A 16,697-nucleotide genomic window follows, 5' to 3' on the forward strand; every position below is an offset into this window, starting at 1 on the left:
GCCGCGCTGCTTCCGGATCGCGGACCGGGTCCTGGACATCCACGGCTCGTCGTACACGGGCCGGCAAGATCTCCTCCCGCCGGATGACGTCAATTTCCTTGCACGAGGGGAAAGTTGACAGAACGCACGGCGCCGGTGCCGCGCGCCCCGCACCCCGGCGCGGGGAGGGGCGTTGTACAACGTAAGCTGTACCGGTGCTGATTCGTGGCAAGTGGGGCGATACCGCCTGGGAGGGCGCCCCGCAGTCGGCCTCCGCACTCGGGAGAGCGGGCGGCGTGTCCGGAATGGGATGTTTTGGGTCGGCAGTGTAGAACGGGAGATGTGACGGCTATGGCGGAAGATCTCCAGCTCCGAAGTGCTCACGCCGTCCCCGCGCAGGGCGGTCCGCAGTGACCCGTACCCCGCGGGCGCGGCTTGATTCCGCCGTACCCGGAACCCTGGACAAGGCCGCCCACGAGAACTTCCCGGTGGCCCCCTTCTTCCTGCCGCGCGCGTGGCGCGACGACCTGATGGCCGTCTACGGCTTCGCCCGGCTCGTCGACGACATCGGCGACGGCGACCTCGCCCCCGGTGGCGCCGACGCGCGGCACCTCGGTCTCGACCCGGCCCAGGGCGAGGACCGGCTCGGCATGCTCGACGCCCTCGAAGCGGACCTGCGCCGGATCTTCGCCGGAACCGGCGAGACCCCGCACCACCCGCTCCTGCAGGCCCTGCGTCCCACCGTGCGGCGCCGCGCGCTCACCCCCGAACCCTTCCTCGGCCTCATCGAGGCCAACCGGCAGGACCAGAAGGTCCGCCGCTACGGGACGTACGAGGAGCTCCTCGCCTACTGCGAACTCTCCGCCAACCCCGTCGGCCGCCTGGTCCTCCAGCTCACCGGCACGGCGAGCCCCGAGCGCGTCCGGCGCTCCGACGCCGTCTGCACCGCGCTGCAGATCGTCGAGCACCTCCAGGACGTCACCGAGGACCTGGGCCGCGACCGGATCTACCTGCCGGCCGACGACATGGCGAGGTTCCATGTCACCGAATCCGACCTGGCGGCACCCTCCGGTGGCGCATCGGTGCGGGCGCTGATCGCGTACGAGGCCGAACGTGCCGCGGATCTGCTGAATGAAGGCACCCCCTTGGTGGGTAGCGTCCACGGCAGGCTCAAGCTGCTTCTCGCCGGATTCGTGGGAGGGGGGCGTGCCGCCCTCACCGCGATCGCGGCCGCCGGGTTCGACGTACTGCCCGGCCCCCCCAAACCCACCAAGCCCAGCCTGCTGCGCGAGGTGGGAGTTGTTTTGCGAAGAGCGCGTAGAGAGGGGTGAGCCGGACCGTGGAGGGACAGACGACGTACATGTCGGCACCGGTACAGGCCGCATACAGTTACTGCGAGGCGGTCACCGGACAGCAGGCGCGTAACTTCGCGTACGGCATCAGGCTGCTGCCCGCCGAGAAACGGCAGGCCATGTCGGCCCTGTACGCCTTCTCCCGCCGGGTCGACGACATCGGTGACGGCGAACTGGAGCCGGAGACCAAGCGCGTCCGCCTGGAGAGCACCCGCGCGGTGCTGGACCGGATCCGTGAAGGAGCGGTCGACGAGGACGACACCGACCCGGTGGCCGTCGCGCTCGCCGACGCCGCCCGCCGGTTCCCGCTGCCGCTCGAAGGGCTCGACGAGCTCATCGACGGGGTGCTGATGGACGTGCGCGGCGCGACCTACGAGACGTGGGACGACCTCAAGGTCTACTGCCGGTGCGTCGCGGGCGCCATCGGCCGTCTCAGCCTGGGCGTCTTCGGTACGGAGCCCGGCGCACCGGGCTCCGAGCGCGCCGCCGAGTACGCAGACACGCTCGGCCTCGCGCTCCAGCTGACGAACATCCTGCGCGACGTGCGCGAGGACGCGGGCAACGGCCGCACCTACCTGCCCGCCGACGACCTCGCCAAGTTCGGCTGCTCCGCCGGCTTCCACCGGGCCACCCCGCCGCCCGGCTCCGACTTCGCCGGGCTGGTCCACTTCGAGGTGCGGCGCGCCCGGGCCCTGTTCGCCGAGGGCTACCGCCTGCTGCCGATGCTCGACCGGCGCAGCGGGGCCTGTGTGGCGGCCATGGCCGGCATCTACCGCAGGCTCCTCGACCGGATCGAGCGCGACCCCGAGGCGGTGCTGCGCGGCCGGGTCTCCCTCCCGGGCCACGAGAAGGCGTACGTGGCGGTGCGCGGTCTGTCGGGTCTCGACGCGCGCCACATTTCGCGCCGCACGATCAGGGGGCGTGTCTGAATGCTTCACACGGACATCTCGCGCACCATGTGCATCATGGATGATCACTCCGTACGGCAGGCAACCCCCTGCCCCGCGGATGCGTCCCTGACTGACGAGGCCTGGCGAGAGGGGGACGCATGACGGACGACGCGCTGCGTTCCTCGCGCGCGGTCGTGATCGGCGGCGGGCTCGCCGGCATGACGGCCGCCCTGCGCCTCGCCGACGCCGGGCTTGACGTGACCCTGCTCGAAGGGCGGCCCCGGCTCGGCGGCCTCGCCTTCTCCTTCCGGCGCGGCGAACTGACGGTCGACAACGGCCAGCACGTCTACCTGCGCTGCTGCACCGCCTACCGCTGGTTCCTCGACCGGGTCGACGGCACGCGTCTGGCCCCGCTGCAAAACCGTTTGGACGTGCCCGTTCTCGATGTGGGGCGGCCCTCGGGCCCCCGGCTCGGACGACTGCGCCGCAACGCTCTCCCGGTCCCCTTCCACCTCGCCGCCGGCCTCGCCGCCTACCCCCACCTCTCGCTCGCCGAGCGCGCGAGCGTCGGGCGGGCCGCGCTGGCGCTCGGCCGCCTGGACCCGGACGACCCCGCACTCGACGACGTCGACTTCGGCAGCTGGCTCGCCCGGCACGGCCAGTCGCCCCGGACCGTCGAGGCGCTCTGGGACCTGGTCGGCGTGGCCACCCTCAACGCCACCGCACCGAACTCCTCGCTCGCTCTGGCCGCCAAGGTCTTCAAGACCGGCCTGCTCTCCGAGCGCGGCGCCGCCGACATCGGCTGGGCCTCCGTGCCGCTCGGCGACGTCCACGACACGCTCGGCCGCAAGGCGCTGGACTCCGCGGGCGTCCGTACCGAACTGCGGACGAAGGCCGGATCGCTCACCCGCACCGACGACGGACGCTGGGTGGTCGACACCGGCGCCGAACGGATCGAGGCGGACACCGTCGTGCTGGCCGTCCCGCAGCGCGAGGCCCACGACCTGCTGCCCGAAGGTGCGCTCGACGCACCGGAGCGGCTGCTGGAGATCGGCACCTCGCCGATCCTCAACGTGCACGTGGTCTACGACCGCAAGGTGCTCAGACAGCCTTTCTTCGCCGCGCTCGGCTCCCCGGTCCAGTGGGTCTTCGACCGGACCCAGGCCTCCGGACTCACCGGCCCCGGCCAGTACCTCGCGGTCTCCCAGTCCGCCGCCGACGAGGAGATCGACCTCCCCGTCGCCGACCTCCGCGCGCGCTACCTGCCCGAGCTGGAGCGGCTCCTGCCCGCCGCCCGCGGGGCCGGGATCCGGGACTTCTTCGTCACCCGCGAGCGTACGGCGACCTTCGCGCCCGCTCCCGGCGTCGGCCGGCTGCGTCCGGGGACGCGCACGCGCGCCCCCGGACTCTTCCTGGCCGGCGCATGGACCGCCACCGGCTGGCCCGCCACGATGGAGGGCGCCGTCCGCAGCGGTGCCGGTGCCGCGGACGCCGCGCTCCTGGCGCTCGGCCGCCCCCACGAACATCCGCTGCAGGAGGCGGCATGAGCAGTACCACCGGAACAAGAGGAGAGTCAGTGACCCCGGCGAATCCGGCTTCCGACACCGTGGCGGACACCACGGACGTCACCGCGCTTCTGGAGCGCGGACGGGCCCTTTCCGCGCCGGTGCTCCGGGCCGCCGTTGACCGGCTCGCACCGCCCATGGACACCGTGGCCGCCTATCACTTCGGCTGGATCGATGCCCAGGGCAGGCCCTCCGACGGCGACGGCGGCAAGGCCGTCCGCCCCGCGCTGGCCCTGCTGTCCGCCGAGGCGGCCGGCGCCGTCGCGGAGGCCGGCGTCCCCGGCGCCGTGGCCGTCGAACTCGTGCACAACTTCTCGCTGCTGCACGACGACCTGATGGACGGCGACGAGCAGCGGCGCCACCGCGACACGGTGTGGAAGGTGCACGGCCCCGCACAGGCGATCCTGGTCGGCGACGCGCTGTTCGCCCTCGCCAACGAGATCCTGCTGGAACTCGGCACCGTCGAGGCGGGCCGCGCGGCCCGGCGGCTGACCTCGGCCACCCGCAAGCTCATCGACGGGCAGGCCCAGGACATCTCCTACGAGCACCGCGAGCGGGTCACCGTCGAGGAGTGCCTGGAGATGGAGGGCAACAAGACGGGCGCCCTGCTCGCCTGCGCCTGCTCCATCGGCGCCGTGCTCGGCGGCGCCGACGACAGGACCGCCGACGTCCTGGAAGCGTACGGCTACCACCTCGGCCTCGCCTTCCAGGCGGTCGACGACCTGCTCGGCATCTGGGGCGACCCGGAGTCCACCGGCAAGCAGACCTGGAGCGATCTGCGCCAGCGCAAGAAGTCCCTGCCGGTCGTCGCCGCGCTCGCCGCGGGCGGACCGGCCTCGGAGCGCCTGGGCGAGCTGCTCGCCGCCGACGCGAAGAGCAACGACTTCGACAGCTTCTCCGAAGAGGAGTTCGCCGCCCGTGCGGCGCTCATCGAGGAGGCGGGCGGCCGCGAGTGGACCGCCCAGGAGGCCCGTCGTCAGCATGCGGTCGCCATCGAGGCACTGCATGGTGTGGACATGCCGGAAACCGTGCGGGCGCAGCTCACGGCGCTCGCGGACTTCGTCGTCGTACGAAAGAGATGATGACCATCCCCTCCATATGACTCGCAGTCGCCGGCCGGCGCCCGTCACGGGCGCCGGCCGACGGAGACCCCAGCACAGCAGAGGACCACCTGCACGAAGGGGAAGCCATGACAGCGACGACCGACGGAAGCACCGGGGCCGTGAACCCCCGCGCAGCCTCGGCCAGTATTCCGACAACCGAATCGACGATCGCCGCGGACGACGTACTCGCCGCCGCGCGGCGGGCCGCGGAACGCTCGGTCGAGCACCTCCTCGGCAGGCAGGACGAGCAGGGCTGGTGGAAGGGCGACCTCGCCACCAACGTCACCATGGACGCCGAGGACCTCCTGCTCCGGCAGTTCCTCGGAATCCAGGATCCCGCCACGGTGCGGGCGGCCGGCCGCTTCATCCGCGGCGAACAGCTCGGCGACGGAACCTGGGCCACCTTCCACGGCGGTCCGGGGGACCTCTCCGCCACCATCGAGGCGTACGTGGCACTGCGCCTGGCCGGGGACCGCCCCGACGAACCGCACATGGCCCGGGCCTCCGGATGGGTCAGGGAACAGGGCGGGATCGCGGCGAGCCGGGTGTTCACCCGGATCTGGCTGGCCCTGTTCGGCTGGTGGAAATGGGACGACCTGCCGGAGCTCCCGCCCGAGCTGATGTTCTTCCCCAAATGGGTCCCGCTCAACATCTACGACTTCGGCTGCTGGGCCCGGCAGACCATCGTGCCCCTCACCGTCGTTTCCGCGAAGCGGCCGGTCCGGCCCGCGCCCTTCGCCCTGGACGAGCTGCACACCGATCCGGCCACCCCCAACCCGCCGCGCCGCCCCGCTCCCGCCGCCAGCTGGGACGGCGTGTTCCAGCGCCTCGACAAGGCGCTGCACCTCTACCACCGGATCGCCCCGCGCAGACTGCGCCGGGTCGCGATGAACGCGGCCGCCCGCTGGATCATCGAACGCCAGGAGAACGACGGCTGCTGGGGCGGCATCCAGCCGCCCGCCGTCTACTCCGTCATCGCCCTCCACCTGCTCGGCTACGACCTCGACCATCCGGTCATGCGCGCCGGACTCGAGTCGCTCGACCGGTTCGCGGTCTGGCGCGAGGACGGCGCCCGGATGATCGAGGCGTGTCAGTCCCCGGTCTGGGACACCTGCCTCGCCACCATCGCGCTCGCCGACGCGGGACTCGCCCCCGACCACCCCGCGCTGGTGAAGGCGGCCGACTGGATGCTCGGCGAGGAGATCGCACGGCCGGGCGACTGGTCCGTGCGCAGACCCCAACTGGCCCCTGGCGGCTGGGCGTTCGAGTTCCACAATGACAACTACCCGGATATCGACGACACCGCCGAGGTGGTCCTGGCACTGCGCCGGGTCCGCCACCCCGAACAGCCGAAGGTCGAGGCCGCCATCGAGCGCGGCGTGCGCTGGACCATCGGCATGCAGTCCCGCAACGGAGCCTGGGGCGCCTTCGACGCCGACAACACCAGCGCGTTCCCCAACCGGCTGCCGTTCTGCGACTTCGGTGAGGTCATCGACCCGCCGTCCGCCGACGTGACCGGGCACGTCGTGGAGATGCTCGCCATCGAGGGGCACTCCGGACACCCGGCGACCCGGCGCGGCATCGAGTGGCTGCTCGCCGAACAGGACGCCGCCGGGGGCTGGTTCGGCCGATGGGGCGTCAACTACGTCTACGGGACGGGGTCGGTGGTGCCCGCACTGCTCGCCGCCGGGATGTCCGCCTCCCACCCCTCCATCCGCCGCGCGGTCGGCTGGCTGGAATCCGTCCAGAACGACGACGGAGGCTGGGGCGAGGATCTGCGCTCGTACCACGACGACAAGTGGATCGGCCACGGAGCCTCGACGGCGTCCCAGACCGCCTGGGCCCTGCTCGCCCTCCTGGCGGCCGGGCGGCGGGAGACCGCAGCCGTCGCACGCGGCATCGCCTGGCTCGCCGAGACCCAGCAGCCCGACGGCTCCTGGGACGAGCCGTATTTCACCGGGACCGGTTTCCCCTGGGACTTCTCCATCAACTACCACCTCTACCGGCAGGTCTTCCCGCTGACCGCACTCGGACGGTACGTGCACGGCGACCCGTTCGCCGGCCGCGCCGCGGTCCGCGAGGGGGCCTGATGGGCGATGCCCCGGGGCCGGCCGGCCCCGCCGCCCCGCTGCTCATCGCCTGCGCGCTGGGCATCGAGCACCTGGCCCTGCGCACCGGCAGGACCAGGGCGGGCGCCGCTCCGGGCCCCGTGACCGTACTGCGTACCGGCATGGGACCGAAGGCGGCCGAAACGGCCGTGGCGAGGGCGCTCGGCGAGGGCCGGTCGCTCGGCGCCGCGGTCATCGCGTCCGGGTTCTGCGCCGGGCTCGCACCCGGCATGCATCCCGGAGACCTGGTGGTGGCCGACGAGACCCGTGACGCCGGGCAGCCGGTCACCTGCACCGGCGCCGGCCTGCTCGCCGACGCGCTCGCCAGGGCCGTACCCGGACGCACCGTCCACACCGGCCCGCTGACCGGCTCCGACCATGTCGTACGAGGGCATGAGCGGGCCGAGCTTCGGGCCACCGGAGCGATCGCGGTGGACATGGAGTCCGCCGCGACCCTGCGCAGCGCTCTGCGGTCCGGGCCCCGCCCGGTTGCGGCCGTACGGGTGGTCGTGGACGCTCCGGAGCATGAGCTCGTCCGCATCGGCACGGTCCGCGGTGGAATATCGGCTTTCCGTGTTCTCCGTGCCGTCCTGCCGGCTTTCTATGAATGGCACCGATCTTTGCTGCTCCCCAGGAGGTGAGCTAGATGGCCATGCCGCTCCGTCAGTCCATCAAGGTTGCGACGTACCTCATTGAACAGAAGCTCCGAAAGCGGGACAAGTTCCCGCTGATTGTCGAGCTGGAGCCCTTGTTCGCCTGCAACCTCGCCTGCGAGGGCTGCGGGAAGATCCAGCACCCGGCCGGAGTCCTCAAGCAGCGCATGCCGGTGGCCCAGGCCGTCGGCGCCGTGCTCGAATCGGGCGCCCCGATGGTCTCCATCGCGGGTGGCGAGCCGCTGATGCATCCGCAGATCGACGAAATCGTCCGGCAGCTGGTGGCGAAGAGGAAATACGTCTTCCTCTGCACCAACGCGATGCTGCTGCGGAAGAAGATCGAGAAGTTCACGCCCTCGCCCTATTTCGCGTTCGCCGTGCACATCGACGGGCTCCGCGAGCGCCACGACGAATCGGTCGCCAAGGAAGGGGTGTTCGACGAGGCGGTGGCGGCTATCAAGGAGGCCAAGCGGCGCGGCTTCCGGGTCACCACCAACTCCACCTTCTTCAACACCGACACGCCCCAGACCATCATCGAGGTCCTCAACTACCTCAACGACGACCTGAAGGTCGACGAGATGATGATCTCGCCCGCCTACGCCTACGAGAAGGCGCCCGACCAGGAGCACTTCCTGGGCGTCGACCAGACCCGTGAGCTGTTCAAGAAGTCCTTCGCGAACGGCAACCGGGCCAGATGGCGCCTGAACCACTCGCCGCTCTTCCTCGACTTCCTGGAGGGCAAGGCGGACTTCCCGTGCACGGCGTGGGCCATTCCGAACTACTCCCTGTTCGGCTGGCAGCGGCCCTGCTACCTGATGAGCGACGGCTATGTGCCGACGTACCGGGAGCTCATCGAGGAGACCGACTGGGACAAGTACGGCCGCGGCAAGGACCCGCGCTGCGCCAACTGCATGGCGCACTGCGGCTACGAGCCCACCGCCGTACTCGCCACCATGGGGTCGCTGAAGGAATCCCTGCGCGCGGCGCGGGAGACCATCGGCGGGAACCGGTGACGTGAGCCCCGCCGGAGACCCGGTCCCGCCGGGTCTCCGCGTGCCGCCGGCCCGGCCGCCCGCGACGAGCCGCCCCGCGCGGCCCGTCCGGGCAGGGCGGCCGGCGGCGGTCGGCGGGGACGACCGCCGGGGGTTCCCGCCGTCACCGTGAGCCCGGCACAGGACCAGAGAGGGGGCCCGGGCATGACGCTGCTTCAGTCCATCCGGGGGCCGCACGATCTCAAGGCGCTGAACGAACCGCAGCTCGGCGAACTCGCCGAGGACATCAGGAAGTTCCTCGTCCAGGCGGTAGCCAGGACCGGAGGCCACCTCGGCCCCAACCTCGGGGTGGTCGAGCTGTCCATCGCCCTGCACAGGGTCTTCGACTCACCCGTGGACCGGATCCTGTGGGACACCGGCCACCAGAGCTACGTGCACAAGCTGCTGACGGGGCGGCAGGACTTCTCCAAGCTGCGCGGCAAGGGCGGCCTCTCCGGCTATCCCTCGCGCGCCGAGTCCGAGCACGACGTCATCGAGAACTCGCACGCCTCCGCCGTGCTCGGCTGGGCCGACGGCCTCGCCAAGGCCGACGAGCTCCTCGGCCGCCCCGGCCACGTCGTCGCGGTCATCGGCGACGGGGCGCTCACCGGCGGCATGGCCTGGGAGGCGCTCAACAACATCGCCGCCGCCAAGGACCGCCCCCTCGTCATCGTCGTCAACGACAACGAACGCTCCTACGCCCCGACGATCGGCGGCCTCGCCAACCATCTGGCGACCCTGCGCACCACCGACGGATACGAGCGCTTCCTAACGTGGGGGAAGGGCGTCCTGCAGCAGACACCCGTCGTCGGCCAGCCGCTGTACGAGTCGCTGCACGGTGCCAAGAAGGGGTTCAAGGACACCTTCGCCCCGCAGGGCATGTTCGAGGACCTCGGCCTCAAGTACCTCGGGCCGATCGACGGTCACGACACCGCCGCCCTGCAAGCCGCGCTCCACCGTGCGAAGCGCTTCCACGGCCCCGTGCTCGTGCACTGCATCACCGAGAAGGGGCGTGGCTACCTCCCCGCCCTCCAGGACGAGGCGGACCGCTTCCACGCCGTCGGCGCGATGGACCCGCTGACCTGCGCCCCCCTCGCACCCGCGGCGGGCCCCTCCTGGACCTCCGTGTTCGGGGACGAGATCGCGTCGATCGGAGCCGCGCGCCCCGACGTCGTCGCCCTCACGGCGGCGATGCTGCACCCCGTCGGGCTGACGGAATTCGCCGAGGCGTTCCCGGAACGGGTCTGGGACGTCGGGATCGCCGAACAGCACGCCACGGTCTCGGCGGCCGGCCTCGCGACCGGCGGCCTGCACCCCGTGGTCGCCGTGTACGCCACCTTCCTCAACCGGGCCTTCGACCAACTGCTGATGGACGTCGCCCTGCACAGGTGCGGCGTCACCTTCGTCCTCGACCGCGCCGGAGTCACCGGGCCCGACGGGGCCTCCCACAACGGCATGTGGGACATGTCCGTCCTCCAGGTCGTGCCGGGCCTGCGCATCGCGGCACCGCGCGACGCCGACCGGCTGCGGGCCGAACTGCGCGAGGCCGTCGACGTCGACGACGCCCCCACCCTGATCCGCTTCCCGAAGGAAGCGGTGGGGGAGCCGGTCCCCGCGATCGGCACCATCGGCGGTATGGACGTCCTGCACCGCGCCGAGGACGCCGACGTGCTGCTGGTCGCGGTCGGCGTGATGGCGCCCGTCTGCCTGCGGGCCGCCGATCTGCTGACCGGCGGCGGCATCCGCTGCACGGTGGTCGACCCCCGCTGGGTCAAGCCGGTCGACGAGCAGCTCGCGCCGCTCGCCGCGCGCCACCGGCTCGTCGCCGTGGTCGAGGACAACAGCCGTTCCGGGGGAGTCGGCTGGGCCGTGGGGCAGGCGTTGCGGGACGCCGGGGTCGACGTACCCCTGCGCACGTTCGGCATCCCCGAGCAGTTCCTCGCCCACGGTAAGCGGGCCGAGGTGCTGGCCGACATCGGACTCACACCGGTCGAGATCGCGGGCCGGATCAGCGCCGCGCTGGCCGCCCGGGACGCGGCCACCGGCACGGGGCGGCACGCCCCGGGCAACGGGCACAAGGAGAGCGGGGCATGAAGGACAACGAGCCCAAGGGCTTCGATCTGGCGCGGCTCCTCGCGGAGCGCGGCGCCGAACGCTACGAGTTGCACACCAGACACCTCAACCACCAACTCCCGCGCATGCTGCACACCATCGGCTTCGACAAGGTCTACGAACGGGCCGAGGGCGCGCACTTCTGGGACGCGGACGGCAACGACTACCTCGACATGCTCGCCGGTTTCGGTGTGATGGGCCTCGGCCGCCACCACCCCGTCGTACGCAAGGCGCTGCACGACGTCCTGGACGCCTCTCTCGCCGACCTCACCCGCTTCGACTGCCAGCCGCTGCCGGGCCTCCTGGCCGAGAAGCTGCTCACCCACAGCCCGCACCTGGACCGGGTCTTCTTCGGCAACAGCGGGACGGAGGCGGTCGAGACCGCCCTCAAATTCGCCCGCTACGCCACCGGCAAGCCGAGGATCCTGTACTGCACGCACGCCTTCCACGGACTCACCACCGGCTCCCTCTCGGTCAACGGCGAGGCCGGCTTCCGGGACGGCTTCGCCCCGCTGCTCCCCGACACCGCCCTCGCGCTCGGCGACCTCGACGCCCTGCGCCGTGAGCTGAAGCGCGGTGACGTGGCCGGTCTCGTCGTCGAACCGATCCAGGGCAAGGGCGTGCACGCCGCGCCGCCCGGCTTCCTGCGCCAGGCCCAGGAGCTCCTGCACAAGCACAAGGCCCTGCTCATCGTGGACGAGGTGCAGACCGGCCTCGGCAGGACCGGGGACTTCTACGCCTACCAGCACGAGGAAGGCGTGGAACCCGATCTGGTCTGCGTCGCCAAGGCGCTCTCCGGCGGCTACGTGCCGGTCGGCGCCACACTCGGCAAGGACTGGATCTTCAAGCGCGTCTACTCCTCGATGGACCGGGTCCTCGTCCACTCCGCGAGCTTCGGTTCCAACGCCCAGGCGATGGCGGCCGGCCTCGCGGTTCTCGCGGTGATGGAGGACGAGGAGACGGTGGCGAACGCGCGCCGCACGGGTGACCTGCTGCGCGAACGGCTGGCCGCGCTGGTCGGGCGGTATGAGCTGCTGCACGAGGTGCGGGGGCGCGGGCTGATGATCGGCATCGAGTTCGGCCGGCCGGACTCGATGAAGCTGCGCAGCCGCTGGACGATGCTCCAGGCGGCCCGCAAGGGACTCTTCGCGCAGATGGTGGTCGTACCGCTGCTCCAGAAGCACCGGATCCTGACCCAGGTCTCCGGCGACCACCTCGAAGTCATCAAGCTGATCCCGCCGCTGGTGATCGACGAGACGGATGTGGAGCGCTTCGTGAGCGCGTTCACGGCCGTGATGGACGACGCGCACGGTGGCGGCGGACTCATGTGGGACTTCGGACGGACGCTGGTGAAACAGGCCGTCGCCAACCGCTGATCGGGGACTACCACAGGGGGTTTTGCCTCAGAGGTAAGAAATTTGCCTCTGAGGAAAGCTCCTGGCTCAATGGAGGCATGAATCCTCCAGAAGGAGGGGCGGCCGACGAGCTGCCCGGGGTCGCACCACGCCTGCGCGATCTGCGCCGCAGTCGTGGGCTCACCCTGGAGAGCGCCGCCCAGCGGGCCGGGCTCTCCCCCGCGCACCTGTCCCGGCTCGAAACGGGCCGGCGCCAGCCCTCACTGCCGATGCTGCTCGGACTCGCCAGGATCTACGGTACGACGGTCTCCGAGCTGCTGGGCGAGATCCCCCCGGAACGTGATGCGATCGTCCGCGGCCGCAGGTTCGAGGGGGCCGAGGCCGACGGCTGGACGTACCAGCAGGCCGGCGGCCCCGGCCGGGCGATGCAGGCCCTGCGGGTCCGCGTCCCGCACGGCGCCCAGGGTGACCTGGTGCGCGTCCACCCCGGCGAGGAGTGGCTGTACGTCCTGGCGGGCCACCTCCGGGTGATCCTCGGCGAGACGGTCCACGACCTCGCCCCCGGTGACAGCGCCCACTTCGATTCGCTCACTCCGCACCGGATCGCGGCTCTGGACCACGACGGCGCCGAGCTGCTCTTCGTCCACACCCTGCTGCAGAGCCCCGCCGCCGAGCTGTGTCTCGGCAGCGGGATCCACCGTCGCTGAGGCGCCGCCCCCCGCCACCGGCCCCGGTGGCCAGAGAGGACCCGTCATGTCCGATTCCGAGAACTACGACCCGCTCGGCCCGGGCCGGCCCAAGAACTACGACCCGCAGGAGAAGAAGATGCCGCGCGGGCTCGTCATCAGGCTCTTCGCCTACCTGGTGGCCGGGCACGTCATCGCCGGATTCCTCTATCTGCTGTTCGCCGTGGGGATGCACAACCAGTAGGGCGGGCACCCCGGCGGCGGGCTCGGTCTCAGGACCCGTCGAGGAGGCGCTCGCGCAGCCGGTCCCGGGTCTCCGGGGTGATCTTGAGGCCCTCGGCGAGGTAGCGCTCGGTGCCGCCCCAGGTCTCGTCGATCGTGGAGAAGGCGGCGGCGAGGTAGTCGCGTTCGGCGCCGAAGAGGGGATTGAGCAGTTCCATCACCTCGGCCGACATCCCGGCGGGCGAGGTGTCGCTGCGGCGGACCTTGTAGCGGCGGTGCGCGTCGTTGGACTTGAGGTAGTCGGCCTCAATGGCCTCGCGCTCGACGCCGACGGCGAGCAGGGACACCGCGATCGAGATACCCGCGCGGTCCTTGCCCGCGGCGCAGTGCATCAGGGCGGGCACGCTGTCCTCGGCCAGGGCGTGCAGCACCCGGCTGTGCTCGGCGGTGCGGTCCAGGATGATCCGCCGGTACGAAGCGACCATGCGGTGGGTCCCCTTGCCGTCGGCCAGGATGGACCGCAGTTCGCGCATGTCGCCGTCGCGGACCATGCGCCAGAACTCCGCGCCGTCCGCCGGGTCGCTGAGCGGGATGTTCACGTTGCGCACGCCCGGCAGTTCGATGTCCGGGCCGTCGAGCTTGTGGTCGGCCACGTTGCGGAAGTCGAAGACGGTGTGCAGGCCGAGACCGGCGAGGAAGGCGGCGTCCTCGGCCGTGGCGTGGGCCAGGTGACCGCTGCGGTAGAGCCGCCCGTACCGCACCCGGCGTCCGTCCGACGTGGGCAGGCCGCCGACGTCACGGAAATTGCGGACACCCGCCAGTTCGGGCTCCGTCGACGGGGTCTGCGGCACCTGCTGCGTCACGGTCACTCCTGGGGGCTCTGCCGCCGGCGCGTGTCGCCCGCGGGTCCACTCTCGTGACGATACGACATTCGTTCCTCAGGCAATCATCTCTGGCCGCGCGTGCGCCGAGGGCCCGCGCGGCCCCTCCGTGCACCGGCGAAGGGGGCACCCGATCAAGTGGGATGTCCCGGCACGGTGGGGCGATGAGCGTGGCATGTCCGTATTGGGGCTTTTCATCGAACATGCCCCGCTTATGCGGGAGATGGGAGCCGGCGAAAGCCCTCTCGTGAGCGGGATCATATCCGTGACGGTGTGTGGCGGCGGGCCCTCCGGGTATTCCGTGCACTGCGCGGAAAGCCAAGATCCGTAATCCACGGAGTGTGACCGGAATTCCTCGCCGAATTCCCGGCACGGAATCCCGCACGGAACCCGTGGCTTGTTTCCGCCGTCCCGGCTCGCTTAGGTTCGCTGCACTCCGGACGGACCGCCTAATCCTGCCGCCGCCCGGAATTCGCACCCACTTCACCGCGTGGCAGGAGCGGGGGAACCAGGTAAGCCGCCGACCGGGAATCCGGCCGGCTCGGGGTGAAGTCGCGCCAGTCGCGACCGGACATCTCCAGTCCGAACCCGACAGCTCACCTCGCAGGCGCCGGAGAGGGAATCCTTCATGCCCATATCGGGTAAGCACCGCCGTCCCAAGTCCAGCACCATCGCCCGTGGCGTCGTCGCCGCGAGTGCCGGCGGAGCCGTCATCGCGCTTCCGCTGCTCGGCGCCACCGGTGCCCACGCCGCCGAGCAGGCGGCTCCGGCCACCTCGCAGTCGGTGTCCGCGCACACCACCCCGGCCGCGCCGGTCGCGAAGAAGCAGGCCGGCACCACGACCTACTCCGTGGTCTCCGGCGACTACCTCTCGAAGATCGCTGCCGAGCACAAGCTCAAGGGCGGCTGGGAGAAGCTGTACCAGGACAACCGCAAGGTCGTCGGCGACAACCCGAGCCTCATCTTCCCGGGCATGAAGCTGACCCTCGGCGGAAAGGCCTGGGGCCACGCCCCGGCCGCCTCCACGGGCTCCGCCACGCCGTCGAAGGCTCCGTCGAAGGCCCCGGTCAAGACCGAGACGAAGGCCTCCACGACCTCCGCCTCGACCTCCTCCGACGCCTCGTCGTCCGAGGAGGCCTCCACCCCGGCCGCCCAGAGCAACGACTCGGGTTACGTCCACCCGGTCCCGGGCAACCACACCACCGCCTACCGCGCCTCCGGTTCCAACTGGTCCAGCGGCAGCCACACCGGCATCGACTTCCCCGTCTCCACCGGCACGAGCGTGAAGGCGATCACCTCCGGCACCGTCGTCACCGCGGGCTGGGGCGGCGCGTACGGCAACGAGGTCGTCATCAAGCACGCCGACGGCCACTACTCGCAGTACGGCCACATGTCCTCGCTCTCCGTCTCGGCGGGCCAGACCGTGACCGCGGGGCAGCAGGTCGGCCTGTCCGGCGCCACCGGCAACGCCACCGGCCCGCACCTTCACTTCGAGATCCGCACGGGCCCGGCGTACGGCTCGGACATCGACCCGATCGCCTACCTGGCCTCGCACGGCATCAACGTCTGATCAGGTCGGCACCGGTCCGGTGATCCGGATCCGGCCATGCAAAGAGGGGCGGTGCGCGGCGGCGCACCGCCCCTCCGGCGTCGGGGGCCTTACGTGGCGCCGGCCGCGCTTATTCCCCCTTTACCGAAAACTGACCGGGTGGTCTATCTCACCACCCGTCAACCCCGTATTACGGTCGCGTAGGTCACATTCGGCGGTGCAGGATATGCCCTTGTGGCAGACGATTCGAACAACATCCAGCAGGGCGTCATCAACAGACAGGGCGCCATCGAGTCGTACGCGGCGATTGGCGACAGCTTCACCGAGGGAGTCGGTGACCCCGGCCCGAACGGAACCTTCGTCGGCTGGGCGGACCGGTTCGCGGTACTCCTCGCGGACCAGCTCCCGGCCCCCGAGGCCGCGACGGGCAGTCCGGACTCCGCTCACGGGAACTTCAGGTACGCCAATCTCGCCGTACGAGGACGCCTTCTCGACCAGATCGTCGCGGAGCAGGTGCCGCGCGCCAAAAGGCTCGCCCCCGATCTGGTGAGCTTCTGCGCCGGCGGCAACGACATCATCCGGCCGGGCTCCGACCCCGACGACGTGGCCGAGCGCTTCGAGCGCGCGGTCGCCGACCTGACCCGGTCGGTCGGCACCGTCATGGTCACCACCGGCTTCGACACCCGCGACGTTCCCGTGCTGCGCCATCTGCGCGGCAAGATCGCCACCTACACCGCCCATGTGCGGTCCATCGCCGACCGGTACGACTGCCCGGTCCTCGACCTCTGGTCCCTGCGCTCGGTCCAGGACCGGAGGGCCTGGGACAACGACCGGCTGCACCTGTCGCCCGAGGGCCACACCCGTGTCGCGCTGCGGGCCGCCCAGGTCCTCGGCCTCGACGTGCCGGCCGACCCGGACCAGGTGTGGCCGCCGCAGGCACAGCGCGGAACGCTCGAAGTGCGGCGCGACGACATCCTCTGGGCTCGCGAGTACCTCGTGCCGTGGATCGGCCGACGGCTGCGCGGAGAGTCCTCGGGAGACCACGTGGCGCCCAAGCGGCCCGACCTGCTGCCGCTCTGAGCGGCCCGCCGGCGAAGACGTCGTACAGGGGCAGCGTCTCCAGATGTACATAGCCGATGTGACAGTCACAGACGGCGAGCGGGCAGGCCCGCGGCCCCAACGCCGCGCGGTAGCTGCCGTCGTAGAGGTTG

General features: G+C 71.2%; 14 protein-coding genes, 1 pseudogene and 1 riboswitch. Of the genes and pseudogenes, 13 read left to right on the forward strand and 2 right to left on the reverse strand.

Annotation, left to right across the window (positions count from 1 at the left end):
* Positions 1–389: 389 nt before the first annotated feature.
* The 11 genes from hpnC (at position 390) to E6R60_RS36540 (ending at position 13,078) form a co-directional block, all read left to right on the forward strand.
* Complete coding sequence (hpnC, locus tag E6R60_RS03475; RefSeq protein ID WP_136324846.1) at positions 390–1,310, forward strand: squalene synthase HpnC; 921 nt, start codon at positions 390–392, stop codon at positions 1,308–1,310.
* 29 nt (positions 1,311–1,339) lie between these two features.
* Positions 1,340–2,260: a presqualene diphosphate synthase HpnD gene (gene hpnD, locus E6R60_RS03480; protein WP_206309299.1), complete on the forward strand. Its 921-nt coding sequence runs from the start codon at positions 1,340–1,342 to the stop codon at positions 2,258–2,260.
* A 119-nt stretch (positions 2,261–2,379) separates the two neighbouring features.
* On the forward strand, positions 2,380–3,768 hold the full coding sequence (gene hpnE / locus E6R60_RS03485) for a hydroxysqualene dehydroxylase HpnE (RefSeq protein ID WP_136324848.1): 1,389 nt from the start codon (positions 2,380–2,382) through the stop codon (positions 3,766–3,768).
* Positions 3,765–4,868, forward strand: coding sequence for a polyprenyl synthetase family protein (locus E6R60_RS03490; protein WP_168713528.1), 1,104 nt, complete (start codon positions 3,765–3,767; stop codon positions 4,866–4,868). The genes hpnE and E6R60_RS03490 overlap by 4 nt, the downstream gene beginning before the upstream one ends.
* A 107-nt stretch (positions 4,869–4,975) precedes the next feature.
* Positions 4,976–6,979: a squalene--hopene cyclase gene (shc, locus tag E6R60_RS03495; RefSeq protein WP_136324849.1), complete on the forward strand. Its 2,004-nt coding sequence runs from the start codon at positions 4,976–4,978 to the stop codon at positions 6,977–6,979.
* Positions 6,979–7,638, forward strand: coding sequence for a 1-hydroxy-2-methyl-2-butenyl 4-diphosphate reductase (locus E6R60_RS03500; RefSeq protein ID WP_136324850.1), 660 nt, complete (start codon positions 6,979–6,981; stop codon positions 7,636–7,638). Before shc ends, E6R60_RS03500 begins: the two co-directional genes overlap by 1 nt.
* A gap of 5 nt (positions 7,639–7,643) precedes the next feature.
* Complete coding sequence (gene hpnH, locus E6R60_RS03505) at positions 7,644–8,663, forward strand: adenosyl-hopene transferase HpnH (protein ID WP_136324851.1); 1,020 nt, start codon at positions 7,644–7,646, stop codon at positions 8,661–8,663.
* A 183-nt stretch (positions 8,664–8,846) separates the two neighbouring features.
* On the forward strand, positions 8,847–10,775 hold the full coding sequence (gene dxs / locus E6R60_RS03510) for a 1-deoxy-D-xylulose-5-phosphate synthase (RefSeq protein ID WP_136324852.1): 1,929 nt from the start codon (positions 8,847–8,849) through the stop codon (positions 10,773–10,775).
* Positions 10,772–12,169 carry an aspartate aminotransferase family protein gene (locus E6R60_RS03515; protein ID WP_136324853.1) on the forward strand — a complete coding sequence of 466 codons (1,398 nt, stop codon included), beginning with the start codon at positions 10,772–10,774 and terminating at the stop codon, positions 12,167–12,169. The genes dxs and E6R60_RS03515 overlap by 4 nt, the downstream gene beginning before the upstream one ends.
* Before the next feature lie 77 nt (positions 12,170–12,246).
* Entirely contained in the window at positions 12,247–12,855 is a 609-nt protein-coding gene (locus tag E6R60_RS03520) for an XRE family transcriptional regulator (RefSeq protein WP_136324854.1), read from the forward strand.
* 46 nt (positions 12,856–12,901) lie between these two features.
* On the forward strand, positions 12,902–13,078 hold the full coding sequence (locus tag E6R60_RS36540; protein ID WP_168713529.1) for a DUF6126 family protein: 177 nt from the start codon (positions 12,902–12,904) through the stop codon (positions 13,076–13,078).
* Positions 13,079–13,106: 28 nt separating this feature from the next.
* Here E6R60_RS36540 and E6R60_RS03525 read toward each other — a convergent pair whose 3' ends face one another.
* Entirely contained in the window at positions 13,107–13,919 is an 813-nt protein-coding gene (locus E6R60_RS03525) for a tyrosine-protein phosphatase (protein WP_136324855.1), read from the reverse strand.
* A gap of 483 nt (positions 13,920–14,402) precedes the next feature.
* Positions 14,403–14,562, forward strand: a riboswitch (cyclic di-AMP (ydaO/yuaA leader).
* 3 nt (positions 14,563–14,565) lie between these two features.
* Here E6R60_RS03525 and E6R60_RS03530 point away from each other — a divergent pair.
* Together E6R60_RS03530 and E6R60_RS03535 are read left to right on the forward strand one after the other, a co-directional pair.
* Positions 14,566–15,507: a LysM peptidoglycan-binding domain-containing M23 family metallopeptidase gene (locus E6R60_RS03530; RefSeq protein WP_136324856.1), complete on the forward strand. Its 942-nt coding sequence runs from the start codon at positions 14,566–14,568 to the stop codon at positions 15,505–15,507.
* Positions 15,508–15,720: 213 nt separating this feature from the next.
* On the forward strand, positions 15,721–16,566 hold the full coding sequence (locus tag E6R60_RS03535) for an SGNH/GDSL hydrolase family protein (protein ID WP_136324857.1): 846 nt from the start codon (positions 15,721–15,723) through the stop codon (positions 16,564–16,566).
* Here E6R60_RS03535 and E6R60_RS37165 read toward each other — a convergent pair.
* A pseudogene (locus tag E6R60_RS37165) lies at positions 16,565–16,697 on the reverse strand (radical SAM protein); the annotation flags it as partial. The gene E6R60_RS03535 and the pseudogene E6R60_RS37165 sit on opposite strands and share 2 nt — an antisense overlap.

It is taken from the genome of Streptomyces sp. A0642 (genome assembly GCF_004795105.1).
Classification (GTDB): domain Bacteria; phylum Actinomycetota; class Actinomycetes; order Streptomycetales; family Streptomycetaceae; genus Streptomyces.